At 39.2% G+C, this 24,884-nt stretch carries 23 protein-coding genes; 2 read left to right on the top strand and 21 right to left on the bottom strand.

Going from position 1 to position 24,884, the window contains the following annotated elements; all coding sequences use genetic code 11:
- The 9 genes from AC33VI_RS05840 to AC33VI_RS05800 form a co-directional block, all read right to left on the bottom strand.
- A partial coding sequence (locus AC33VI_RS05840; RefSeq protein WP_491781328.1) for a PhoU domain-containing protein occupies window positions 1–236 on the bottom strand: 236 nt, incomplete at its 3' end.
- A gap of 106 nt (window positions 237–342) precedes the next feature.
- Window positions 343–1,677: a sensor histidine kinase gene (locus tag AC33VI_RS05835; protein ID WP_491781327.1), complete on the bottom strand. Its 1,335-nt coding sequence runs from the start codon at window positions 1,675–1,677 to the stop codon at window positions 343–345.
- A gap of 251 nt (window positions 1,678–1,928) precedes the next feature.
- Window positions 1,929–2,681 (bottom strand): response regulator transcription factor, encoded by a 753-nt coding sequence (locus tag AC33VI_RS05830; RefSeq protein ID WP_491781326.1) that lies wholly within the window; start codon window positions 2,679–2,681, stop codon window positions 1,929–1,931.
- Window positions 2,682–2,949: 268 nt separating this feature from the next.
- The gene (locus tag AC33VI_RS05825; RefSeq protein ID WP_491781325.1) at window positions 2,950–3,546 is read right to left on the bottom strand and encodes a sulfite oxidase-like oxidoreductase; all 597 of its coding nucleotides are present in this window, start codon (window positions 3,544–3,546) and stop codon (window positions 2,950–2,952) included.
- 108 nt (window positions 3,547–3,654) lie between these two features.
- Window positions 3,655–3,831: a 50S ribosomal protein L32 gene (gene rpmF, locus AC33VI_RS05820; RefSeq protein ID WP_491781324.1), complete on the bottom strand. Its 177-nt coding sequence runs from the start codon at window positions 3,829–3,831 to the stop codon at window positions 3,655–3,657.
- A gap of 55 nt (window positions 3,832–3,886) precedes the next feature.
- Window positions 3,887–4,669, bottom strand: coding sequence for a hypothetical protein (locus AC33VI_RS05815; RefSeq protein ID WP_491781323.1), 783 nt, complete (start codon window positions 4,667–4,669; stop codon window positions 3,887–3,889).
- Between the two features lie 154 nt (window positions 4,670–4,823).
- Window positions 4,824–6,191: a carboxyl-terminal processing protease CtpB gene (gene ctpB / locus AC33VI_RS05810; RefSeq protein ID WP_491781322.1), complete on the bottom strand. Its 1,368-nt coding sequence runs from the start codon at window positions 6,189–6,191 to the stop codon at window positions 4,824–4,826.
- A gap of 327 nt (window positions 6,192–6,518) precedes the next feature.
- Window positions 6,519–6,977, bottom strand: coding sequence for an NUDIX hydrolase (locus AC33VI_RS05805; RefSeq protein WP_491781321.1), 459 nt, complete (start codon window positions 6,975–6,977; stop codon window positions 6,519–6,521).
- Between the two features lie 51 nt (window positions 6,978–7,028).
- A complete protein-coding gene (locus AC33VI_RS05800; RefSeq protein ID WP_491781320.1) occupies window positions 7,029–7,451 on the bottom strand; it encodes a hypothetical protein in 423 nt (140 codons plus the stop codon).
- A 66-nt stretch (window positions 7,452–7,517) separates the two neighbouring features.
- On the opposite strand from AC33VI_RS05800, the gene folD reads away from it, so the two are divergent.
- Together folD and AC33VI_RS05790 are read left to right on the top strand one after the other, a co-directional pair.
- Entirely contained in the window at window positions 7,518–8,396 is an 879-nt protein-coding gene (gene folD / locus AC33VI_RS05795) for a bifunctional methylenetetrahydrofolate dehydrogenase/methenyltetrahydrofolate cyclohydrolase FolD (RefSeq protein WP_491781319.1), read from the top strand.
- A 229-nt stretch (window positions 8,397–8,625) separates the two neighbouring features.
- Window positions 8,626–9,102 carry an FHA domain-containing protein gene (locus tag AC33VI_RS05790; protein WP_491781318.1) on the top strand — a complete coding sequence of 159 codons (477 nt, stop codon included), beginning with the start codon at window positions 8,626–8,628 and terminating at the stop codon, window positions 9,100–9,102.
- On the opposite strand, the gene AC33VI_RS05785 is transcribed toward AC33VI_RS05790, so the two are convergent.
- The 12 genes from AC33VI_RS05785 to AC33VI_RS05730 form a co-directional block, all read right to left on the bottom strand.
- On the bottom strand, window positions 9,006–10,538 hold the full coding sequence (locus AC33VI_RS05785) for a protein kinase domain-containing protein (protein ID WP_491781317.1): 1,533 nt from the start codon (window positions 10,536–10,538) through the stop codon (window positions 9,006–9,008). The two genes, AC33VI_RS05790 and AC33VI_RS05785, sit on opposite strands and share 97 nt — an antisense overlap.
- 47 nt (window positions 10,539–10,585) lie before the next feature.
- On the bottom strand, window positions 10,586–10,861 hold the full coding sequence (locus tag AC33VI_RS05780; protein WP_491781316.1) for a DUF3143 domain-containing protein: 276 nt from the start codon (window positions 10,859–10,861) through the stop codon (window positions 10,586–10,588).
- Window positions 10,862–11,105: 244 nt separating this feature from the next.
- Window positions 11,106–11,411, bottom strand: coding sequence for an NADH-quinone oxidoreductase subunit NuoK (nuoK, locus tag AC33VI_RS05775; protein WP_491781315.1), 306 nt, complete (start codon window positions 11,409–11,411; stop codon window positions 11,106–11,108).
- A 25-nt stretch (window positions 11,412–11,436) separates the two neighbouring features.
- On the bottom strand, window positions 11,437–12,051 hold the full coding sequence (locus AC33VI_RS05770; RefSeq protein WP_491781314.1) for an NADH-quinone oxidoreductase subunit J: 615 nt from the start codon (window positions 12,049–12,051) through the stop codon (window positions 11,437–11,439).
- Between the two features lie 84 nt (window positions 12,052–12,135).
- Window positions 12,136–12,753, bottom strand: a complete 618-nt coding sequence (gene ndhI / locus AC33VI_RS05765) for an NAD(P)H-quinone oxidoreductase subunit I (RefSeq protein ID WP_491781313.1) — start codon at window positions 12,751–12,753, stop codon at window positions 12,136–12,138.
- Between the two features lie 40 nt (window positions 12,754–12,793).
- Window positions 12,794–13,912 (bottom strand): NADH-quinone oxidoreductase subunit NuoH, encoded by a 1,119-nt coding sequence (gene nuoH, locus AC33VI_RS05760; protein WP_491781312.1) that lies wholly within the window; start codon window positions 13,910–13,912, stop codon window positions 12,794–12,796.
- Between the two features lie 253 nt (window positions 13,913–14,165).
- Window positions 14,166–15,488 carry a flippase gene (locus AC33VI_RS05755; protein ID WP_491781311.1) on the bottom strand — a complete coding sequence of 441 codons (1,323 nt, stop codon included), beginning with the start codon at window positions 15,486–15,488 and terminating at the stop codon, window positions 14,166–14,168.
- A 3-nt stretch (window positions 15,489–15,491) separates the two neighbouring features.
- Window positions 15,492–16,400 carry a glycosyltransferase family 2 protein gene (locus AC33VI_RS05750; protein ID WP_491781310.1) on the bottom strand — a complete coding sequence of 303 codons (909 nt, stop codon included), beginning with the start codon at window positions 16,398–16,400 and terminating at the stop codon, window positions 15,492–15,494.
- 11 nt (window positions 16,401–16,411) lie between these two features.
- Complete coding sequence (locus AC33VI_RS05745; protein WP_491781309.1) at window positions 16,412–18,328, bottom strand: response regulator; 1,917 nt, start codon at window positions 18,326–18,328, stop codon at window positions 16,412–16,414.
- 83 nt (window positions 18,329–18,411) lie between these two features.
- Window positions 18,412–20,205: an asparagine synthase-related protein gene (locus AC33VI_RS05740; protein ID WP_491781308.1), complete on the bottom strand. Its 1,794-nt coding sequence runs from the start codon at window positions 20,203–20,205 to the stop codon at window positions 18,412–18,414.
- A 21-nt stretch (window positions 20,206–20,226) separates the two neighbouring features.
- On the bottom strand, window positions 20,227–22,581 hold the full coding sequence (locus AC33VI_RS05735) for a hypothetical protein (RefSeq protein ID WP_491781307.1): 2,355 nt from the start codon (window positions 22,579–22,581) through the stop codon (window positions 20,227–20,229).
- Between the two features lie 103 nt (window positions 22,582–22,684).
- Window positions 22,685–23,851: a DUF1972 domain-containing protein gene (locus AC33VI_RS05730; protein ID WP_491781306.1), complete on the bottom strand. Its 1,167-nt coding sequence runs from the start codon at window positions 23,849–23,851 to the stop codon at window positions 22,685–22,687.
- Between the last annotated feature and the right edge of the window lie 1,033 nt (window positions 23,852–24,884).

Below are 24,884 nucleotides of genomic sequence, written 5' to 3'. Positions count from 1 at the left end.
AAAGTCATCAAAGTAGCGCAATCTGATTCGATCTGCCGATAATATATATCAATATTTTTTTCAATAGCACCAATTTTTTGTACTGCATCAATATCCCTGTCGAACAAGGCTTGGTGGCTCAAACGAAATGATTGCTCGACTAAAGTTCCCATTCGTAGAACTTCTTGTTGAACTCTGCGCAGCGATCGCTCTAGTTGATTGCTTTCAGAACGTCTGGCTTTAGGAGATAAGGTCACTGATTATTATAGGAGATTAATTAAATAATATTTGAAATATGTTCTATATTGATAACAAAAAATTTCCAATTTTGCTGAGAATAATGTAGCCAATGTCACAAAAATGCTATTTTGCTGTTTGTTTGTGGAGCGGTAAAATTATTGATACCCAAGCCCCTCCTATGTCTGGATGATTTCTGGCAGCAATTTTTCCTTCATGAGCGCGAACTATTTGTTCCACAATTGCTAACCCTAAGCCACTGCCATCTATAGAAGAAGAAATGTTATCTTGTTCTCGCATTCGAGATTTATCACCTCGATAGAGCCGTTCAAAAACATAAGGCAAATCTACTGCTTTAAAACCCGTTCCAGAATCGATAATATCGATTTGAACTTGATCGGGAGTAGATGCAGAATCTGCTTTTAGAGAAGATACTTCGACAAATATTTCTTTTCCGTCGGGATTGTGTTTAATGGCATTGTCCAATAAATTCAGAAAGACTTGAGTTAAGCGAGAGCGATCGCCCGAAAGACTTATGGTACGATCGCCAGAATAAGACAAAGTAACTTTTTTACGATGGGCAATGGGTTCGAGAGTCAACCACACCGACTCGATTAAATCGTAGAGATCGATCTCTTCATACTTTAGGGTACGCTCTGGAGCAGCTTCTAACTGTGTCAAATCTAACCATTCTTGAACTAATTCGATCAAGCGATTGGTTTCTTGGAGCATTTGAGTTACCCAACGTCGTTCGGGATTTTGCAAACGCTGTTGTAAATTTTCGGCTACCAAAGAAATAGAAGTTAGAGGAGTTCGTAGTTCGTGAGTTAGGTCGGAAAAAGTGCGATCGCGAGATTGAGATAGTTCGACTAAGGGCTGGCGGTTTTCAATAAAAACTCCTACCTGCCGATTAGTTAGGGGAAATCCATAACCTTTGAGGGCGATCGATTCTACAGTCCGACGGGAAGAACGATAGATATTAGCTTCAAATTCTTTATCTTCAGGGGAAGCATAGCGAGTAAAATAAAAAATCCATTCTTTTTGTTGAGGACGGAGAGATCTGCGAGTTTCTTCAATTAGGCTATCGAGATCGTAGGAACGGACTAATTCTAGTAATAAGCGTACTCGTTGCGCTCTCCTCGAATCAATTTTCAAGAGATCTTTGGCTGCTTGATTGCATCCTATAAGTTGATTTTCCCCATCGACTTGTAAGTAACCTATGGGTGCTTGTTCGATTAATTCTTGCCAAGCTTGTTTATCTTTTTCTAATTTTCTACGACGACGATCTAAATCGATTAACTCTCGGCGAATTAAAGAATGTAGGGGTAATGATATTTCTTCATCTTCCCCAGTACCATAAGATTTTAAAGTATTTTTGAGTTGTTTTTTAAAGCGATATTGTTGACCGATATAAACTCCTATACCAATACTGAGTCCCAAGAAAAAATCGATAGCTGTCATAGGTTAATAATTAATCCTAATACTGAGCTAACTTTAATTAATTTTTTCTGAGCTATCAATTAAGAGTTAGAGAAATTTGTAGAGATTGACCAAAAATCAATAATTCCTAATTATCCATCTTTGGCTGAGGAGATTTAAATCAACATTTGATGACAAATTAATTGTTTAATCTAAATTTCCTCGAAGCCCAAAATCGATTTAGCTAAAACAATTTTGACGATCGCACTAATCTTCAAAGAAATAAGCATTTCTTAGCCAAAACGATAGCCAAAACCCCTAACAGTGATAATGTATTCTGGCTGAGATGGTTCTTGTTCTAGTTTTTCTCTTAACCAACGAATGTGAACGTCTACTGTTTTCGTATCTCCTAAAAAATCGGGTCCCCAGACTTGCTCGATCAGTTGTTCCCGCGACCAAACTCGACGAGGATAGCTCATAAACAACTCTAGCAGGCGAAATTCCTTGGGAGACAAATTAACTTCCAGATTGCGTACCACAACGCGACATTCTTGGGAAAAAAGACTGATATCGCGATATTTCTGCACCGAACTAGGAGTAGAGTTGGTATATCCTTGACGACGGATCAAAGCCCGACAACGAGCCACTAACTCTCTCATGCTAAAGGGCTTGGTTAAATAGTCATCCGCACCAACTTCTAAACCCAATACGCGGTCGGTTTCGCTGCTTTTAGCACTCACTACCAAAATGGGCGTAATGTCCCCTTGATAGCGCAATAAACGGCAGATATCCAAACCATTAACTTCGGGCAACATTAAGTCCAGAATAATCAAATCTGGAGTAAATTTGACGCGATCGCGATCGGGATTTTGCAATAAATTCAAAGCGGCTCGACCATTATTGGCTGTATGAACCTCATAGCCTTCTTCTTCTAAAGCTACAACTACCATTTCTCTAATTAAGTCTTCATCTTCAATTAGAAGAATTCGATTCTTTTGCCCTAGCTTGGTTTCGGCGTTTGCTTGAGATGTGTCTAAAGAAAGCATAAATAGATACTTTGATTATCAGTAATATTACATATACATTAAAATTGCTTGGTTGCGGGGAAGTTTCTAGATTAGCTTAAGAAATAGGTGAGAAATTTGATTAAACTATTCATTACTCAATCCGCCATATTTAAACTAGAAGATATCTCTAAAGTAGTCTAGCTAAATGAGTTTTTACTGGTTAACAATTAAGATTTTCTTAATTCTACTAGAAACAAATTTCTCTGTATAGTGCCTAAGTAAATTTACTTAAAATTTACTTATTCAATCACCTTCCTGCATAACGCTCTTCAGCCCAAGGTTCGCCTCGATTGTGATAGCCATTACGTTCCCAAAATCCCTCTTGATTATGGTCTAAAAATTCAATCCCCCTAATCCATTTGCCACTCTTCCAAGCATAAAGATGGGGAACAACCAATCGCATTGGTCCTCCATGGTCTGGGGGCAATGGTTTGCCATCTAAAGTATGGGCAAAAAAGTTTTCGGGTCGGGCAAAATCTTCTAAAGTTAGGTTGGTGGTGTAGTCACCATAACAATGTTGCAAAATATGTGTTGCTTGGGGAGCGACTTCGATCGCAGCCAAAAAATCTGTCACCCTAATTCCCGTCCACTTCACATCTAGTTTTGACCAGCGAGTCACGCAATGAAAATCGGCGGTAAAGTCTTGTTGGGGTAAAGCCATGAAATCCGACCAACTAAAGCGTTTTTCCTCGACCAAACCCCAGACTTTAAATAACCAATCATCAGTACCGATCTGAGGTGTTTCTCCATAGGAGAGAACGGGAAAACCTTTGGCCAAATATTGACCAGGAGGAACGCGCTCGCTCTGGTTTGCTTCGGGTTTACTAAAATATTTGCCTGGCATAAGATGAAGCCTAAAAACGATTTTAAAAATAACAAAGGTGCGACATCCAAAGGAGACACACCGTTAATTTTAGATCTATTTCAGATAACAAAAATAGCAATAGTCAATCTACTCTTCGTTATCGTCTTCATCATCTTGGGGGTAGACAAAGCTATTAGAACGTCCAGACAAGACAGATTTGCCCAAAGATAGTGCTTTTTGAGCTTCTACTGCTGCTTTGCGTTTCCAAACTGCTTTGCGACTATTACGTTTTGATTTAGAAGTTTTCTTCTTTGGTACTGCCATAATTAATTAATTTAAAAGAACAACCTTTCCATTGTAATGGTTTACCAAAAAAAAGCTAGAGAGTTTGGCTGGGAAATAGACTAGTTTCTCCCATTGAATTGTTCGAGATATCGGAATTGGAGTCTAAAAACTTTTGATTGACAATAGTTCTAAATTCTTCTAAGTCAGTTTGCCAATTACCCAAAAAACTTCTAATTTGGGTCAAAGTATCTGGGGTAAGAGAGTTTTCTTGAGGCTTAATGTTGTAATTAAAATTGCCCGCAAATAAAATTGCCATAATTGGCTGTTGTTGAGCTTGCTGCAATCTAGCTTCAGAAATATTCATCGTCAGCTGACATCGATCTAGCAAGTACATTAAATTGATTCCCGCTTGAACGGGGGCTTTACCAATTTTTTTCCAAGAACCAGAACCAAGTAAAGTACCTGTAATGTAGTTACGCACGGACTCTGGGGCGGTGGGAAAAGGAATTAATACTTTAGGGCTACAACTAAACCCAATATATTCGGCGTGGGGTAGTTTTTCGATATAGTTACTGGCGACAGAAGCAATATTTAACTCCTCTATTTTTTGCTCGCCTAGAGATTCGCTAATGGTAATAGTTCGAGGTTGAGCGTTAATATTGATCCCATTTTTAAAATTAAGCTGGGCAAAATTAGGCGTTAACACTGGTTGTTGTGACAATTCCCATGTTTGAGGAATAATACCGCTAAATTTGAGAAAATCTTGGCTCATCATTGTGGGAGTCAAATCTTTAGCCGCAATGACAATCGATATTTCTTCAATAGATTTGGTTGCACTAGAAGAATTTACCGCAGATGCTGCATTTGTTGCTGTCATAAAACCTCAATCGGTCGAAACTAATCGTGTACTTATTAACGCTCGATCGAAACTCTTTAGAAGAAAGAAGTAAAAATCAAACGTATATAAGTAAATTGCCCAAAAAACAGGTAGAACTCACATTTACCCAATTATTTTAATACTTAATGAGGGATTAATTTAGATCTGGTAGATCGGGAATAGCTTGACTATTGGTCAGAGATTTTGGCGGATTATTTCTATCATTGCCAATTGCTGCTGCTTTTAAGATAGAGATTGCGCGAGAATATTGTCGATCTGCTTTCGTCCCAATTAAATTGGGATTGATAGTTAAATTGGTTTGTTCTTCGCGACTGAGATCGACCTTAATATTGGGGGCAATACCTTTTTGATTAATGTCTATCCCGCTAGGAGGGTAGTAACGAGCAATTGTCACTGCCAAACCCGAACCATCGGACAGGGCATGGACGGATTGCACTGTTCCCTTGCCATAGGTACGACTGCCTACTACTGTAGCCCGTTGATTTTCTTTTAAAGCTCCCGCTAAAATTTCGCTAGCACTGGCAGAATAGCCATCGACTAAAACTACTAGAGGTAGATCGGTCAGAGCTTTGCCGTTGGCTGAAAATTTCTCATTACCGCCTTTGCGATCGATTGTCGAAACAATTGCCCCTTTTTCCATCCACATGCGGGCTATTTCGACGCTAGAAAAGAGCAACCCACCAGGATTACCCCGCAGGTCTAATACAAAGCCAGAAGCTTGTTTTTTGCTCAAGTCTTCGATCGCCTTTTGCATTTGTTCTGCGGCGTGGGAACTAAATTCATCGAGCTTGATATAACCTACTTTGGAATTTTGTTCTTCTTTGAGGCTGTAGCTAACGGAAGGAAGTTCGATTTGCGCTCTAGCGATCGCCACTTCAAAGGCTGGTTGTCCGTCGCGAGCGATTTTTAGTTCTACTTCCGTACCGATTTCCCCTTTAATCTCATCGGAAGCTTGTTCGAGGGTCATTAATTCTGTGGGTTTGCCATTAATGCTCACAATGCGATCGCCTGCTTGCAATCCTGCTTCACTAGCAGGAGAATTAGGAATGGGTTCGACTACCGTAAGTTTGCTAGTTTTTTGGTCAATGCCCAAACGAATGCCAATACCAGATAGTTCTCCCGATGTTTGGCTGGTCAACTCTTGATATTCTTTAGGATCGAGAAAGCGAGTGTAGGGATCTCCCAAACCCTGAAGAGATTGGCGAATTGCTCTGTAGGCAGCTTTTTGGTCGGTATAGTTGCGACGCAATAGTTCTCGTCTTTGGATTTTCCAATCTGTATGATTGAACTTGCGATCGACAAACTCGTTATTGACAATTTGCCAAACTTCATCCACCACATTTTTGGGGCTATCTTCTAAGGCTGCTACTGCGGGATAGTTACCTTGAGAGACAAATAGAGAGGTGGTTGCCAAAACAGTAAATAACTTTACCATTCTCGTGCTGTTGGGAAATTTTATTTTTGGGGAAATCAAAGCAAAACTCTTAGAAGAATAGTTCATAATCTAGTTAATTTTATAATAACTATTGGTGTTAATTTCTTCAAAAACTATTAACAGTTCTTGAATTGAATTGGATTTGAGAAATATTAGGATTGAAGATTACCAATGTTTTCCGTAAGGGAGACTGGGTGTTTTTTTAAACTTACAGAGCTATCGTCCAAAAATCCTGTTAATAATTAGTAATAATTAGTTTAAATCCACTGTTAATCTGCGTTATTTATCGCTCCGAATCAAAAAGCGATCGAAATATAAATACATATTACGGAAGTCTGTCTTATATATATGTATAGCATTTTGCAGTTGCTAACTGGGGTCAATATTAACTTGCTAATCAATATAATTGCCTTGATGGGCGATAAAATCAAGCATTATTTGGCGATGAATCTTGCCGAGCGCTCTTTCTTGTCGGGCTTTAGTTGAATAGCCATAACCCCGCTCTATTTCTTCGGGAGATAATAACCCGAGATCCCATCCCTCATTGAGTTCTAGTTGTTCTACAGGGACGAGTAAAGGACAAGAATACAGATGACGAATAACTCCCTCTTGGGTGTAACAGCGAAATTTATCTAACTTTTCGACGGAGTAATTAATTTCTTCTCTTAATTCTCGTTTTAAACCTGCTTCTGGTTCTTCCCCAGGTTCTAAATGACCGCCAAAAAAGCCCCAAACTCCAGGATAAAGAATGCCAGGAATATCATCTCGCAATTGCATGAGATATTTCCCTTCTTGATATATGATTGCCACTGCAACTGAAATTGGCTGGGAAATTGCCCTGCTATTTTTCATGAGATGTAATTATTATTAACTAATCTTGATTGATTTTAACTAATGAATTGGCTATTTTTTTATTGATGGGGCTAGTTCATTATCTTCCTCTTGCCGACCGACAATGGGAAAACGCTCGTCTAATTCAATTAAATAAAAATCTCCTAAATCCCGTTCGGCAAAAGGTAAACTTTGATATTCAATTTTGCCTTTAATCTTAATTTTCTCCCCTAGTTGTGGAGCTTGATTACTAGTAACCACCCAAATTCGACCCGTGGTATCTTCTAGTTGATAGGCAGAATTATCGACAAAAGGAGCTAAATGTATTACTTTACCTGTAACATAGACGGTCTTTCCGACTTTTTTAGCGGAAATCTGTTCGATTGAAATTTGTGATGGTTGGCAAGCAACTAAAATACCCCATAATATTCCCCACAGGCTAATATACTTAAGCTTGTTTAAAACTGGTTTAAATTTTAGAGAGATAATTAACATCTAACATCGAGGATTTTTTGACCAGCGATCGATTCCAGCTTAACTTTTTAATTTCCTAAATTACCTATGTCTACTTCTACACCTCACATACTTGATGGTAAAGCTCTAGCGCAAAAAATTCAGTTAGAGTTAAAAGAAAAAGTAGCTTTGCTAGAACCCAAAATAGGTCGTCCTCCTGGTTTGGCGGTTATCATGGTGGGAGACAATCCTGCTAGTGCAGTTTATGTTCGCAATAAAGAAAAAGCTTGTAAAAAAGTGGGAATTGCATCTTTGGGCAAACATTTTCCTGCTAATGCCACTCAAGAAGAATTAGAGCAATTTATTGCCGAGTTAAATCAAGACGACCGAGTAGATGGTATTTTAGTTCAACTTCCTTTACCTCAACATTTAGATTCTATTGCTCTATTGCACTGCATCAACCCAGATAAAGATGCTGATGGTTTGCATCAAGTAAATTTAGGCAAATTAGTGCGATCGGAATTTGGCTTGCGTAGTTGTACCCCAGCAGGGGTAATGAGACTGTTGCAAGAATACAATATTCCCCTATCAGGTAAACAAGCAACGGTCATTGGCAGAAGTATTTTAGTCGGCAAACCAGTAGCCTTAATGCTGCTAGAAGCAAATGCAACCGTAACTATGGCTCATTCTCGCACCGTAGATTTAGGGGCGGTATGTCGCGAAGCCGATATTCTAGTAGCAGCAGTTGGCAGACCAGAAATGATTACCAGCGATATGGTCAAACCTGGGGCAATAGTTGTGGATGTAGGTATTAATCGGGTTGAAGGAGAAAATGGTAAGTCTAAATTGGTTGGGGATGTTGCCTTTGAAGAAGTAGCCAAGATAGCTAGTTATATTACTCCCGTCCCAGGAGGTATTGGTCCAATGACAGTTGCTATGTTATTAAGTAATACAGTCCAGAGTTACAGCCGATTGGTTGATAAGTAGAAGCTGAATCTTACCCCACTACTCCAATATCTTGATTCATATAAAAGCCTGTTTTTGTTACTTAATGTGTTTCAAAATCTTGTAAAAGTTTAAAAGGAGTAAAATTTTAAGCTCGTTACAATGAAAAAGCTTTACTCTGTCTGCCAAAATAGAATCTAGAGGTCTAATAAGCTTTAAACTTATTTTTATCGATTGTTTTGTCAGAAATTAATTATATTTGGCTTGGCTTATGAATTCAAAACCTGTAAAACATCGTGAAGAACATATTTTAATTGTTACAGATGGCAAAGGATATCGAGAAATTGTACTTAAAAATGAAACCTATTCTTTGGGTAGGGGGGCGCAATGTCATATTGTGCTGCAATCTCAATTTGTCTCCCGCCATCATGCAACTTTGATCAAAAGACAAGAAGAAGATCGCAGCTACTATCGAATTATTGATGGTAATACCGAGGGGAAAACTAGCGTTAATGGATTATTGATTAATGGCAAAAAGGTGAGATTTCACGATCTCAAAGAAGGAGATAAAGTGATTTTTGGGCCTCAAGTAGAAGCAACCTATGAATATCGAGAATACGATATTTTTCCTACTATTCCTCCCGACGATCCTTATGATATTACTTTGATCGATCCAGCCACTATCGAAGCAGAAGAAGATTTGTCAACTGTAAATTTATCAACTGAAGATCCGTCAACTTTAGACTGATTTTGAATTATTTTCAAAGACTTCAACATTTCTTGTCTGACAGTTGCTAAAAAACTTTCGTACTGAGATGATTCTGTTTTATAGGTAATGGTATAGACTAAATCGTTACGGAACGCCCAAATTTGTAGATATTGCAATTCGATATTGTTCTCAGGATTAATTATAGTGTAATTAACTTCATGGGCTTCTCCTCCATTCAATTTAATCGGACGAGAGTCAATGATTTTTGCTTTTGGCAGCTTGGTTATTTGATAAATAGTGTTAGTGGTATATTTTTCTAGAGAATTATTGGTTTGAGGTTTCACCTCAATTTTCACTTCTGGAGGAATTAAATAAGATTGACTTTGTTCGGGGATAAATTGAGCTATGATATCGTCCTTTCCTTGAGCTTCTCTAAGTTTCCAGCTAGCAGGATATTTCATTTCAATTCCATATTCAGAATTGCTATAAAGAAACGGGGCTGCATCTAAATTAGTTTCATTAGCTTTCTGAGATCCTGACATTTTGTCTAAAGAGTTTTGTAGCTGCCAATAATATCCAGCACCTAAAATACCCAACAACAACATACCAACCCCCAAAATATTTCTGACACCGAATAATTTTGCTTTTTTACCTAATTTTAACCTTCTGATTACTTTGAGAGCTTCGCTAGCCGATGAATAACGTTGGCGAAAATCAGGACAGACCATAGAATCTAAAACTTTGGCTAATTGCTCGTCTACTTTTTGTAAATCTCTCCACTTTACTGCTTCGCTATCTCGATCTAAAGGAATATTTTTAGGCTCTACTCCCGTCAAAGCATAGATGCCGATCATCCCTACTCCATAAATATCGCTGGCAAGTTTGGGCTTAATGCTTTTTTGTTCGGGAGCCATATAACCTTCCGTACCAATGGGGACTGTGAGGCTGGTTTTATCTTCAGCATTTGCCATTTGATTGTTGAGCTTTTTGACCGAACCGAAATCGATCAGCATTAATTCCCCATCGGATTTGCGTCTGATAATATTAGAAGGTTTGATATCTTGATGAATGACTTTTTCCTGATGGGCTACATCAACAATTTCGAGAATTTCTCTTAATAATCCTACTACTTTTTCTGCCGTCCATTGCCGATCTGAACCTAGTTCTTGAGTCAGGTCTGTACCTTCAATAAATTCATGAACTAGGTAGAATTTATCTCCATTGCGAAAATATCCGACTAGATCGGGAATGCGACTGGATTTACCAAGAATTTTGAGGATTTTTACTTCTCTGGCAAATAAATATTTAGCTTTACGCAAACTCAACGTATCTTTTGCTTGGGGTTCAAACTCCTTGATTACGCACTGAGGATTCCCTTCTGTTTGACGATCTTCTGCTAAGTAGGTTTTGCCGTATTTACCCGATCCCAAAAGATTTAAGATAAAATAACGCCCATTGAGAGTCTCTCCAATCATTTTACTTCTCTAAAATTCCATCAATAATCTTCATCCACCAATAGTTCTTATGGGCCTGAAAATACGGCTTCTTCTACATCTTCGCGACTCAAGGAATATTTGAACGAACGACTCAGGTTATTTTGACTGGCATCACTAGTGTCGAAATAACGTACGGTTAATTCTTCAATTTCCAGACAAATTTCTGCCTTCCAAGACGAACGTTCTAAATGCCAACAGTGTATATTTTCACGATCGCGATCGCATCCTTGCGATCGCAACCAATTTTCAAGAGTCGGTAAAGTATGATTGTATAAGGGGGTATTTGGCTCTGGTAGAGTCATAAAAACATTTTTAGTAATACGTATATAAAAACTATAGGATATTCCAGCTTTTTTATCTAACTATAATTCAATATAACTACAAGAAGTAATCTTAGAGTTAAACTGACCTTAATTCAATTATTACCGCGATCGTTCAAAATAAGATCGGACATCATCTTAATGACTAGCCTCACACCTGCTAGTTTTCATTAAAAAAAGCCGAGAACCTTCTCGGCTTTCTTGGTTTCTTAGAACGCTACCCAGATCACCATTTAAGCAAATTAAACTGCTCCATATCGATAGTGTCGCGGTTGCGATAAATTGCTAAGACAATAGCCAACCCGACAGCTGCTTCTGCTGCTGCTACCGTGATTACAAAGACAGTAAATACCTGACCTTTGATGTTTTGGGGATCTAAATAGTTAGAAAATCCCACTAGGTTTAAATTAACCGCATTGAGCATTAATTCAATAGACATTAAAACTCGCACTGCATTACGACTAGTAATTAAGCCATAAATGCCAATACAAAATAAAGCTGCTGCTAGTAGCAAAAAATATTCTAATTGCACTTTTTTTGATTACTCCTATAATTTATTAATCCCGATCTTCTGCACTTAATGTAGCTAACTCGCGGGGACGCTCTGGGAGTGTCAAACCAGTAGTTACGGTATTTTCGTCTGCCATTGATTCGGGAATGAGATCGCGACGAGCCAAAATAATTGCTCCTACCATAGCCATCAATAGCAAAACAGAAGCCAACTCAAAAGGTAATAGGTAATCGCTAAAGAAATGTTCGCCCAAAGTAATTACGGTGTTGTCAATCACTGCGGGAGAAGTGCTATCCAAAGCCCAGGGAGTAGCTAATACCATGGTGCCTAATAAGGCAAAAAGACCAACACATACTGCAGCAGTAGCTATTTTGCGAATAGTACGCCCAGGTAAAGCTACATAATTCTCTTGCTTATTTACCAACATAATGGCAAATAGAATTAGTACATTCACTGCACCCACATAAACTAAAATTTGAGCAGCAGCTACGAAGTCTGCATTGAGCAAAATATATAAACCAGAAATACTAACAAATACTCCTGCTAACAAAAAGGCAGAATGGACGATTTTAGGTAATAGGACTACTCCTAAAGCCGTACCAATCATCATTGCTGCCAAGATGCCAAAAGAAACTATCTGTACTCCTTCAGCTAAATTCACTTTGTTCTCCTCTATCTTTAAATAAATGTATTGAATGACCTCGATCGAGGTAGCCATTAGCTTTTAGCTCTTAGCCATTAGCTCTTAGCTTTCAGCTTTTGCTTCTTCCTTGGGTTTGCTGGCTTCGATCTCTTCCAAAATTACCTCTGGACGTTTGCCAGCCCTTTGCGCTCCTTTTGCTAGATCGTGACCTTCAGTTTCCCCTTTAGGCAAGTAAGCAAACTCTTTAACAGGAGTAACCATTGGATCTTGGGTTACCTTGTAAGGCAAGCGTCCTAAAGCTACGCTATCGTAGTTGAGTTCGTGACGCTCGTAAGAAGCTAGTTCGTATTCTTCGGTCATCGATAGGCAATTGGTAGGACAATATTCAACGCAATTACCGCAGAAAATACAGACTCCAAAGTCAATACTGTAGTGGTTGAGTTTTTTCTTTTTCGCTTTTTTGTCGAATTCCCAATCTACTACGGGTAGGTTGATGGGGCAAACGCGGACGCAAACTTCACAAGCAATACACTTGTCAAATTCGTAGTGAATTCTACCGCGATAGCGTTCGGAAGGAACTAGTTTTTCATAGGGATATTGAACTGTTACGGGACGGCGAGACATATGATCGAAGGTAACGGATAAACCTTGACCGATATATTTTGCAGCTTGCCAACTTTCCTTGGCATAGTCCTGTACTTGTTTGAGAATCTTAAACATAATGTTTATTTCGCTTTATTGTAATTTACGTTTTATTTGGTTAACCGCCAAAGGCTATGGGGAAAGATAGTTTTAAAGCAGCAGTAATTAAAAGATTTGCCAAAGAAACAGGTAGCAAAAACTTCCAACCCAAATCTAGTAGTTGGTCGATACGGACGCGGGGTACAGTCCAACGCAATAAGACAGCAATGAATACTAGGAAGTAAGCTTTGATTAAAGTCATGATAATGCCCAAAGAAGCAGTCACAACCTGAAGCCAAGGAGTCGTCTCAGAAACTCCAATCCAACCTGCCAAACGATCTAGAGGAATAAAGAATTCCCAACCGCCCAGATATAAGACCGCAAATACTAGAGCGGATAGTACTAGGTTAACGTAAGAGCCTAGATAGAAAAGGGCAAATTTCATGCCTGCATATTCTGTTTGATAACCTGCTACTAATTCTTCTTCTGCTTCGGGTAAATCGAAGGGCAGACGTTCGCATTCTGCTAAAGCTGCAATCCAAAAAATTAGAAATCCTACTGGTTGTCGCCAAATATTCCAGCCCAAAATACCATAGCCAGATTGTTGTTCGACAATATCAATTGTACTAAGACTATTGGACATCATCACAATGGCTAATACGGATAGTGCTAAAGGAATTTCATAACTGATAGATTGTGCCGCAGCCCTCAATCCACCCAATAAAGAGTATTTATTGTTAGAAGCATAGCCAGCCATCAATAGACCAATGGGAGCAATACTGGATAGGGAAATCCAAATAAAAATACCGACATTAAGGTCTGTTACGACTAAGTTTTGTCCGAAAGGAACGATGAGATAGGACAAAAATACGGGAACAACTACCAACACAGGTCCCATAGTAAATAGCCAAGGATCGGCTTTGGCGGGGATAACATCTTCTTTAAAAACTAATTTAATACCGTCGGCAACTGGTTGTAAAACTCCCAAAGGGCCAGCATATTCGGGGCCAATCCTTTGTTGGGCAGCAGCAGAGATTTTTCGCTCTAGCCAAACAACGACTAAAACTCCCACAGTTGCACCGACAATCATCAACAACATGGGTAAAGGCAGCCAAATAGCTTTTGCTAAACCAACGGAAAGCCCAAAATCTTGTAGAGTTTGGATAAAGCTTCCTTGTAAATCGATTCCTGAGTTCATTTGATATATACGGTATTAGGTTAAGTCGATCGCATTCTGGATGGATCGAGTAATTTATACAATTTTTTGCACTCGTCATTGCCTAGTATATCGTTAGTCTGCTGATGGATTCATCTTGAATTAGTTATAGAAAATCTCAGGGAAGCTGATTATAGTTATAGTCGTTCTAATTAATTTCCATTATTTATGTTTTAGGGAAAATCAGCGATGCTGACGGACAATTAAAAATATGCAATTTTAGGCTGATGGTTTCTTATAACTTGCCCAAAGCAGTGGGATCGATGCCTACTTTTTGACGGACAGAAAAGACTTTAAAAGTATTCACTGCAACCGTACTAACCGCAGTAGCAGCAGCAGCACCGCTAATTCCCCACAGAGGAATCCAGAACCAATTTAGAATGATATTCAAGACTACATTAATCGTACTGGCTCTGAGATTGGTTTTTTCGTTGCCTGTCATGGTTAAGATGATGCCTACCGAACCTGAAGCAATACTAAATAACTGTCCTAGGCATAAAATAGTTAAAGCTGATCGCGCTGCCATAAATTCTCGACCAAATAGGGCTAAATACCAATTTCCGCCAAAAATTAACATCCCAGCCATGGGTAAAGCCACTAACAACATGATACGAGAACTTTGAGTAACTACCTGCTGCATCTTCTCAATTTGATTTTCGGCATATAAGCCAGCTACATTAGGACTGAGAACGTTATTAACCGCAGTGAGAACGAAAGCTAATAATTGCACTCCGCGAATTACAGGGTTATAAAGTCCCGATGCCTCCGCACCGATAATAGTACCTAACATTAAAGTATCGCTGCGGGAAGTAATCACATACATACCCCCCAAGAGCATAAACGGCAGTAGTCCTTTGAGCCAAACTTTAGTTTGATATTGGCATTGAGCTTGTTTTACTTCTGGAGGTAGATATTTTTGTAATAAATAAATTCCCACCCCCAAGGTGAGAATAGTCGCCATTAATTTAGAAGCCAAAACCATCTCAGGAGTTAAAGTATTATCTTGCAGGTAGTACCAACTTCCCGATATTCCCATGACCAGAATGGGGACAAAAATCATTTCGGGCAAAAGTCCCAAGAAAACTAATTTCAAACCTTTCATAGCTGCCAGACGCAAGTTTCTCAGAGCAGAAATTGGCAGCAGAGACATGGCAAGAGAGAAAGCCCAGACTGTTGAGGGTTGTTGTTGCCAGTCTAGATTCCAGATGATGGCGATCGCTATAATAGCAATCAAACTAGAACTAAATAGCACTATTAAATTCGACCAACGCAGAATACCTTTGAGTAAACCCCATTCAGATTTAGTGCGATATACCGCTACTTCCCGAACCATTAGGGTGTCTAAGCCTAAAAGAGAAGGAATAATTAATAAGTCCTGCCAGGCTAAAGCATAGGTATAGATGCCAAAACCTCCTACTCCTAAAAATCGGGCTAATAAAATATTTAAGATAAAACCCAAGCCCGAAGCCGAGATTTTTAAACCCATTACCCCTGCAAAACTTTTGACAAGACGATTTTGAAGTTTTTTGGGTAAAAAAGAAGTGAGGAATTTTGGCATCAATTAGAATATATATTTGAGATTTTTAACATAGGTTTGCAAGTCTACCCAAGCACCTTGATAGTGAATGGCAGTTGCGATCGCGATTAGTTTGATTTTCTGGATTGCCGTCAGGGGAAAATCGAGATGGTTGAGTTTTTCTAAGACAGATTTAGTTGGGGGTTTCAAACGCCAAAGAATAGTAATAAGTTTGCGTCCGTAAAACAGTAATTTATTTTCCGTCGAGTCGCGCTCGACTTGATAGCCCCCAATTCTAGTTCTAGTAATTTTTTGGGCAATTTCTTGCCAAGAAGCCCTAGCGGGATGGGAAACACAAGCATCTTCAGCATAAACCAAGGTATATCCGTCCTCTGCGACTCTTTTGCCCCATTCTTTATCTCCCCCCGACTTGAGAGTTGAATTAAAATTACCGACTTTAGCAAAGGTCTTTTTCCAAGTAAATAGATTGGCAGTTACACCATATTGATATTCTTGGATATATTTTTTCTGATTGAGAAAAGTAGCACTATCGTAAAGTTCTACGGCGGATGGTTGCTGGGGATTTTGATAAAAAAAGTTAATTTTTCCCGCCACTAAACCACAATGATCGGTAGATGTGAGCCACTTGACCCCATTAGTCAACCAATCGGGATCGGGAATACAATCGGAATCAGTGAAAGCCAGAATTTCACCTTTAGCAAGATCAATTCCGCGATTGCGAGCCCTATAAGATCCAGGAATTGATTCTTGGGCAAATTTAACATGAGGAAATTCAGTAACAATTCCCTGTATGTCCTCGGTGGAAGCATTATCGACAACTATTACCTCATAACATTGAGGGGAATAAGTTTGCTTAGTTAGGGCTGTCAGAGTTTGATTTAATCCCGCTAAATTATTAAATACGGGAATAATAACCGAAACAAATTTATCCATTAGATCGAACGTTAAAATTTGAAGGCATTTTTCTTATCCCAGGCAAATAACATTAAGCCCGTTGTGGAAAGAAATGTTAAAGCTAAAGCACTAACTAGAGGGGTTCTAACATCATTTGGGTTTCTTTTATCGGGAAGACTGGGAGAAGAAAGCATTTGAATGTCGGGGAATGCAGGGGAGGAATCCGAACCAACGTCTAGTTTTGCCGATTTAGAAGTTAGCAGTGCTTCGGCAAATTGAATTTCTCGCTGTAAATTTTCAAACGGAATTTTTTCTTGATTGAGTTTTTTAATGCGAGCGTCTAGTTCTTGGATTTGTCCATCTAAAGCTCTATCTTTTTCGGCTAATATTTGTTGACTGTTGGCAGCAGCGACGAGACTTCTCACCATGCTCTCCACATCTCGTTGCCCCGTGCTATCTCTTAAGCCCAGAGTTTTTAAGAGTTGTCGCTCGACTGGCTGACCAATCAATGACTCACCGCGATCTAACAAAGCTCGTTCGATGTCTTGTTGTTTCTGCCTTTCATCGATTACTTGAGGGGCGTTAGATGTAAAGCGAGATTCCAATACTGCCAAATTACCAGTAATTTGGTTATATTGTTGCCAGTATTGCTGGAATACCGAGTCCCCTTGAAGGACTAATAAATTCTCTGCTTCTTCCACTGATAAACCGACGTTTCCCGAAAGAGAAGCTATTTGTCGGTCGAAGCCATCTAAATCTCGTCGGATGCTTCTTTTTTGGTCGCGCAAGCTTTCAATACGACCGATTAGATCCCGAATTTGTTCGGGCGAAACTAAATCGGAATTGGAGGTATACTCACTGAGTTGATCTTGCAATCTTGCCAGTCTAGCTTGGTCTGCTGCCAAAGTTTCTCCCGCAGATTCACCTAGCTGTTTGTTTTTATCGACTCTAAAAGATCTAATAGTTTTCAGGATGGATCTATGCAAAGCTTGAGCTTTTTCTTTCGCCTGTTCGGGGCTATCTCCCAATATTTTAAAGGAAATGATTGCCGAACCATCGATTAATTGAATGTCGGGCTTACCAAATTCACTGGAAGACATTTCCATGGAATCTGCTGCTTGCAACAATACAGAATTGCTGGTAGCTAAGTATAAGATATTATTGCGAGGGTCGATATCATCTACGGCACTATTATTGCGGGCGAGAGCTTCCCCAACATTGGGAATTTTGAAATCTACCTTTTCTTCTCCAGGTAACACCAAAGACCACTCGCTGACATAGGTAGGAGGCTTGAATTTAACATTAAATAAGGCTATAGTCCAAACCGCAATGTTGAATAACGCCCAACCAGATGCCCAACGCTTCCAATGAAACTGGGATTTAGATTTGGATTGGCGTTCCAGTTCATTGCTGTCTTTAGTAACGATCGCTTGTTCTGGGGAGTCATAGCCGACCGCGTCAATTCCGTTATAGCTAGCCGAGTTATCGAGCGCAACTTTAGAGTTAGCCGAGTTAGAGCCAGAAGTCACAGAATCTCCATTGACTGTCTTAGAACCAACTACCGCTATTTCTTTGGTCAATCCAGGACCGAGAATTTGGGAGTAGCCCTGATGAATAAACTTAATTGAATTGTGTAATTCTTCTGCGGAAAGACTTTTTAAAACATAGCCTTTTGCTCCCGCTGCCATAGATTTACCAACATATTCTTGGGAGTCAAAACTACTGAGAACCAAAACTTTAGTTTCGGGGAACTTACTACTAATAACTTTAGTAGCAGCAATACCGTCCAGATTGGGCATTTCAATATCGATTAAAATCACATCTGGTCTTAAAAGTTCTACTTGTTCTAGAGCAGAACTACCATCTGTAGCAATTCCGACTACTTCCATATCCGCAGCTTGCTTCACCATATAGCGAAGTTTTTCTCGAATTACTCTTTGATCGTCTACGATAAGAATGCGAATCATTGTGATTAACCTAATATTTTTAAAAAGTTATTGGAAATGGTTTTGAAGAGGAATTAAACTAATAACCTCTTGCAGATAAAATCTCAATCTAAGCGATTAGAATAGGGATTTATAAAAGTGCAAATATTGAATAATCTCATCACTTCCGATCGATCGCGCGGGTCAATCGGTTTTGATTCTAAGATTGTTATTATTTTCTCTATATCTAGATAATTATTTAGAATGTTACCAGAATCTTTAATAGTTTGAATCAAAATTGGTAAATTTTTCTCTAATAATAAGCTAAAAACTAAAGCTGAATTTCGCGGTTTGGTTTTAGGAAATAACAACCACATATAGCGATTTTTTTGCAAGCGATCGAGGTTTTTGCGCCAAATATTAGTATATACTGGCAGCTTACCTTTATCTGCTTCTCGCACTTCTGCTAAAGAAGAAAATTGTTTTAAAAGTAGTTTTCTAAAGATAGTTCTTCCTAAAATTAATTCTGGCGGTAATTGTAAGACAAAATCCAGATTATCTTTGGTATAAAAAGGCAATATTGCAGGCAAGCGGGTACTAATAATTTTAGAAATAGCATTACCTAAATAACGTCTTTGACGATAATAAAAATCGAGACACATTAGACGTTGATAAACACGATCGCCCTTGATCGCCTGAAAAGCAGTAGTTAAATTGCGAGCAATACCTTCAGTGAGATAGGTTTTAAATTCTGGAGTGGCGCAATCTAAAAACAAATCGGAACTGGCAGTCATCCCCCAAGTTGCTAGCTCGTCTAGGGTAGAGCGGTCTACTTCTTTTGCCAATCGACTGGGGTCAACTCCCCATTTGGCGATGCGACCGCCTCCCAAAGGTCCGCCTAAAAAGCCATGAACTACGGGGAGGTTTTGGGCTTGTAGCAAGTCAAGCCAGCCTTTCCAGTAAAAAGGAACGTTATTGACGCTAAAGGATTCTGTTTGCCAGCCAGGAAACTTTAAATCGGCTTCGGCGATCGCCGTGTCTCCTGATAAAATATGGGTAAGATATTCTGTATTGGTAGCTCGGGCTAATTCCACAGCCAATTTAAAATCGTCGCTTCCCAATTCCCCCCAAGTGGCAGCAGTTATTTTTTTGGGCGATCGCAGGAGATAGCCTAACAGGATTCTCGAATCTAAGCCTCCCGAAAGGGCAATTAAAGCACGATCGCTCTCTGCTAACCAAGTTTCTAGGGATTTTTCCAGCAAACCATCCAGGCGAGCGAGTAATTCTGCCTCTGTACTCTGAGTATCGATCGCCCGATTGGGAGTTGGGCGGGAGATGAAATCGATTCCTTGTTTTTGAAACAACCCAGCACAATTGATGGGAATGGTTTTTACTCCTGCAATTAGGGTATCGTCGCTGAGGGGATGGGATAGAGCTAAAGTACTAGCTAAAACTTGAGGGTTGAGTTGTTGGGGGACGAAGGGTAACAGTCGGAAAGCTTTGAGATTGCTGGAAATAACTACTAGTTCTTGGTGCTGCCAATAGTAAAGGGCTTTGGTACTGAGATAGTCGGAGGTGACTAAGAGAGATTGAGAGCGATCGCACCAGAAGAGCAGATTGTATACGCCATCATAAACGCGACTGCTTAAGCTGGAAAAATCGGCGTTTTCCCAACTAGGATCTGGTTTAAGTCCCCCACAAATATGACCTTGTAAGATAATCTCCCGTTCTCCACAGTGCCAATGGCTGGGATCTGCATTAGTTTTATTGACCGTCCCCAGACAGATTTCTGGTCGCTCGAGGGCAATCTGACTCTGGCGATCGCCTAAAGCCAGACTATCTTGGAGCATAGATTCAACTAACTGTCTTAGCGGTTTCTGCTTGCTTCTGTCGATAATGGCAAACACATCTTGGCTCATAATTTGCTTTCCTAACTCTAGTTATTTAAGTTTGAGGATGAGTTTTTTTACGGTCGATATATTAGAATCGCGATCGAACTTGATAAGTTTGAGTCTGTTGTCGATCGCCCGCAGAGGTAGGCGAGTTAAGGCAAAAAGCGATCGCTTGAGATGTTGCAGCCAAATCGGATCGTTTAACAAACTAGTCAAATCTAAACCGACATAGGGCTTCCAGCGAGTATCGTAAGACATTGCCAGTTGAAAATTGGGCTTGTCTCCTGGAAAGTCATCGGGAATGCCTGCCAACTCATAACATTGCTCAAAAGACTTTGGTTGGTCTCGATATTGATAGAGAAATTCAAAATCAATAACTTTTAAACCTCGATGGCGATCGACAATAATATTAGCTGGTTGAAAATCGATTAGAGCATAACCGCGATCGTAAAAAAACTTTAAAGTAGCGAGTGCTTCTCGAGCAACCCTCAGAGGTAAAAGCTTGCTTTGTCGATTTTTAAAGTTTAAGACATCGTTATAGTAGGGAAAAACTAAATAATTTTCTCCGTAATCCAAAATTTGAGGAATTGCCTGACATTCTGCCCCCCAAGTTTGACTGACAAATAATTCTCGCTGCAAAAACTTTTCACATCCAGGTCTAAAAGTCTTCTTAACCCCCAGTTGTCTGTCATATTGAATTACTTCTACCTTGGCGCGTCTGCCAAATCTAGTTAATATTTGTCGAACGGCATAGTTAGTTGCAAAATCCCCCCGCAAGCGATTGATACGCCGTTGTAGTTTATTTAACTTTCTGGGAAAAGTAATTTCGAGATAATTCCAAGCTTCTCGTTCGTTATCGCTGGAATGGACGGTATTACATTGTTTTTCTGGGGGGAGATAGCTATTCACCACATCTCTAATTTTGTTTTTAACTCCAATCCGACCGTTAGAGAGATGGGGCTGTTTGACTAGTTGCTCGGCACTAGGAGGAACTGGCATTAAGTCCAAGGCGACTAAGACCATTGCGGGGTCGCCTCCCGATTCTGCCCAGGGACCTTTACCCCAATTTCCACCGCGAATTTGATGTTTGACCCTCCAGGCTTTTTTCTCTCCCAGAATTTTCTGTTTGATGATATTGAAACCTTCATTTTCTAACAGTCTGACAATCTCGTCTGACAAGCCCAAATCCAAAGCTTTTTGACGAATGAAAAATACTGCCAAACCCGAAATATTGGTATTGGGTTTAGGGCGATTATTGTATTTATTTTCCGCCCGCAACCAAAGTTGACTGCTATCTAAACGAGCGAGAGTATCTTCTGAAGGTCGCCAATTAATTGCGTTTAGAAATCTATCTAAAGCTTCTAGGGTGATATCTACTTCTATTTGCAAAGATGCTGCCAGTCTTCTTAATACAGCTGTGTATTCATGTTCTGGATTGCCTAATAATTCTTCTGAATCTTCCAAACACCAGGGTATGCCCGATTTTGTCCCCTTATGGTAGATGGCATGATATGCCAGACTATAAAAGTGAATTTCCGCTTTGGGGACGGCAAAAGTTTCTCCCTGCAAAATTGTCCCTGCCAAAATCTGTTCTGCCAACAGGGGAGGATAGTAAGCCATATTTCTATAGCTCGTCCCAGGCAAACCCGATACAGTATAGATATCGCAGGGAATAATTCCTGGCTGCTGCTGTAATAAAGTTTCGATCGCCGCAATATCTCGATCCGCCACCAACATATCGATATCTTCCCCTGGCATAATTTGGGGTAGGTCTTCAAACCAACGCAGGATGGCGTAATCTATCTGTTCCTGGTTGAGAGTTTGAAAAAAGCCCGTCACTCCTAGGACGGGAGACACAAAACGTCTAGCATTGGGGGTAACTCTTTTGGCGACCTCTATGGCTAAAACTCTCTGCTTAATGCCAAAATCATCTTTTAAAGTTAAGACTCCCGCCACTTTCAAACGACGAAATACTATATTTTTAATTAACCCAGGCAAACTGACTAATAAAGCAGCAAAATTCCTCGGACGGTAAAAAATATATCGAGCGTGTTTGTATTCATCAAAATACCACAGCCGTTCTAATTCTTCTTGTTCCCCTAAAATCAGAACTTCAGCATTATTTCTTTTTAAACTGAAATATTCATCTGTGGGTAAGATATCAGAATCGAGTTTGTCTGGCTGGACTCTAGGTTTGGTTAGCAATCCTAGATAGTTGTTTTGTTGGGGATGGCGACAAGAATTACTAAATCGAACTTTTTCGGCTGCTATTTCAATAATGCGCGTAAAATTTTTTAGCTCCAGTTTGGCAGATAATTTTCTACCCAACAACAAGGACAAGACTCTTAAAATCCAACCCAGTTGATAGGCATAAATTAGCTCGAACCATTTTTGATTATTCATTTACCTTTTATTGTTCCTAGTTAGTCTTGCCAATTCATTAGACCGATTAACTAGGAGTGGGACATCATTTTATACTTAATTTTTTTGGCGATCGCGATTTTTTCTAGACTAAAGATTTTGTCTGGTTCAAATCTTTAGCAGTTAAAGCTTCTTTATCCCTATCTGGTTCGAGTATGCTTAAAAACAATCCTTCATGAGCTTTGAGATCCTTGTCGTCGGCAAATTCCGCTCGATAGCGAGCAAAACTACTATCGCTCATGGCTGCAAGTTTTGCTTCGTCCTCTAATAAGGCAGTCAACTGGCGATCGCAATCCGCAGTATCTTTAAAATAAACAGCACCTTCTCCCGCTACCCAATTATTAAATGGATTATCTTGTGCTAAGACTGGGCTACCAGCAGCCATGGCTTCGATTAAAGATGGATTAGTTCCTCCTACTTGATGTCCGTGGAAATAGAGGGAAGTATAGTAACGAAGGGCTTTAACTGTTTCTGCATCGTAAATCGCACCGACAAATAAAACTTCATCGCTGGCAGCTTCTAATACCTGCTTGTGATAGGGATTTTCTTCGGGTAGATATTTGCCTAAAACCACTAGAGGTATATTCCTGGGGCGACGAGAAAAAGCCGAAACAATTTCTAAAATAGAGTTTTCAGGTTCTGGTCGGGCAATAACTAAAGCATATTGCTTGGGGACTAAATTGTAGTTATCTAATAGAGTTACATCTGCCTTCCTGACTGCTTGAGTACTGTAGGGAATCACCGTGACTGGTTTGGTTGTCTTCACTTCAGTCCGCAAGTAACGCTTAATCTGAGGATGATCGGCAATCAGGCGATCGCTAAACCATACGGCACAACGTTCGTTAGTATAGAGCCAAGCTTTTTCCACCGCATTCCATTTTTTACGCCACCATTCCATACCATCCATGTTGGTAAGATTGACCCTATTTCTGAGACGATACAACAAAGAAAAGACGGCGGTGTTATAACCTAGAGTCAAGATTAAGCCTTCTTGCCGCACCGCGTGTAATGCTGCTTTTAGGTCGAATAAAATAGACCAAAATGAATTATCTTTGGGAACGGGAATATGAACGAGATGGATTCCTTGCCAAATACTGTAACTGAGCTTTTCTTCATCACTCTGACAATAAACGGTTACTCGCCACCCTCTTTTTGCCAAATAAAGAGCTAGACGTTCGGCGAAAGTCTCGAATCCTCCATGGCTTCCAGGGATGCCGCGAGTACCAAGTATTAAAAGTTTATGTTTCTTCATTCCAGTATCTGAGAGATAGGTAAAAAATTTTCATTAAGGTGGAGGCAATCGACGTCGGTGCAAATACTTAATTGGATTTTACTTAAATAATTAGACAGTAAATATTTTTAGGTTATTATGCCTACAAACCATTGAAAAAGTCAAGTTCTATCTACGAAATAATACTGATTTTTTTATCCGCCAAATGACTTAGCCTAAAATAGATTTTTTCCCTCAACCGTAGCTTTTCGATTGCCAGGGAAGCTAAGCAATAATGATGAAAGCCACAGCTAAAAAAATTCTTTTTTCATCGATTTAATTGCCAATTTTGAGGATTTCATGGCAACTATTTATTCCCTCGTCAGATAGTCTGTATAAATTAAAACATACCTAACATTGATTATATAAGGGGGTTTTATCGATACGAGCGAAAATATAATTCTACTAATAACTGCTTTTACTACCGCAATATTAGTCCCAGTAACTAAGTAACAAAAAAGTTTCTTTTGTATTGTTTTGAGAACTTTAAGAAATGGTTAGCATTTAATCTAGAAAAGCTGAGTATAAAGCCGAACATTTACTTAGTTGAATCGTATTTTGGCAACAGATATCGTCAAAAATAATTATGGTGAGTTAATAATAAAAATTAATTGAATTTATTTTTTCGTTTTGAGAGAAATAATTTGAGGGAAATAAGCAGAAGATATTATGTACCGCAGAATACATTTTTGCCAATATTCAAGCTATTTTTGCCAATATTCAACCCAAAAATCAACATCTTCTCTAGTCTTATAACGGAAATTGTCTTCAATTTCAAATCAAGTATGCTTTTGAATCTCATATTACAAAAATAGTGTCAATAGCATTATATTATTTATTAACAGAAGTTTAATTAAAAATTATTAAAACCTTAATCTTGGTTAAATTTAAAGGCTTACAAAGATAAATAGCTCATCCTGCAGTATTTTTAGTACTTTCGTATTATTTATTTTCCGATGGACAATCGACCTTTAGTTAGCATTATTATCAACAACTTTAACTACGCTGAATTTTT

This window comes from Waterburya sp., from assembly GCF_058530065.1.
This window is presented reverse-complemented; position numbering and strand designations above follow the sequence as displayed.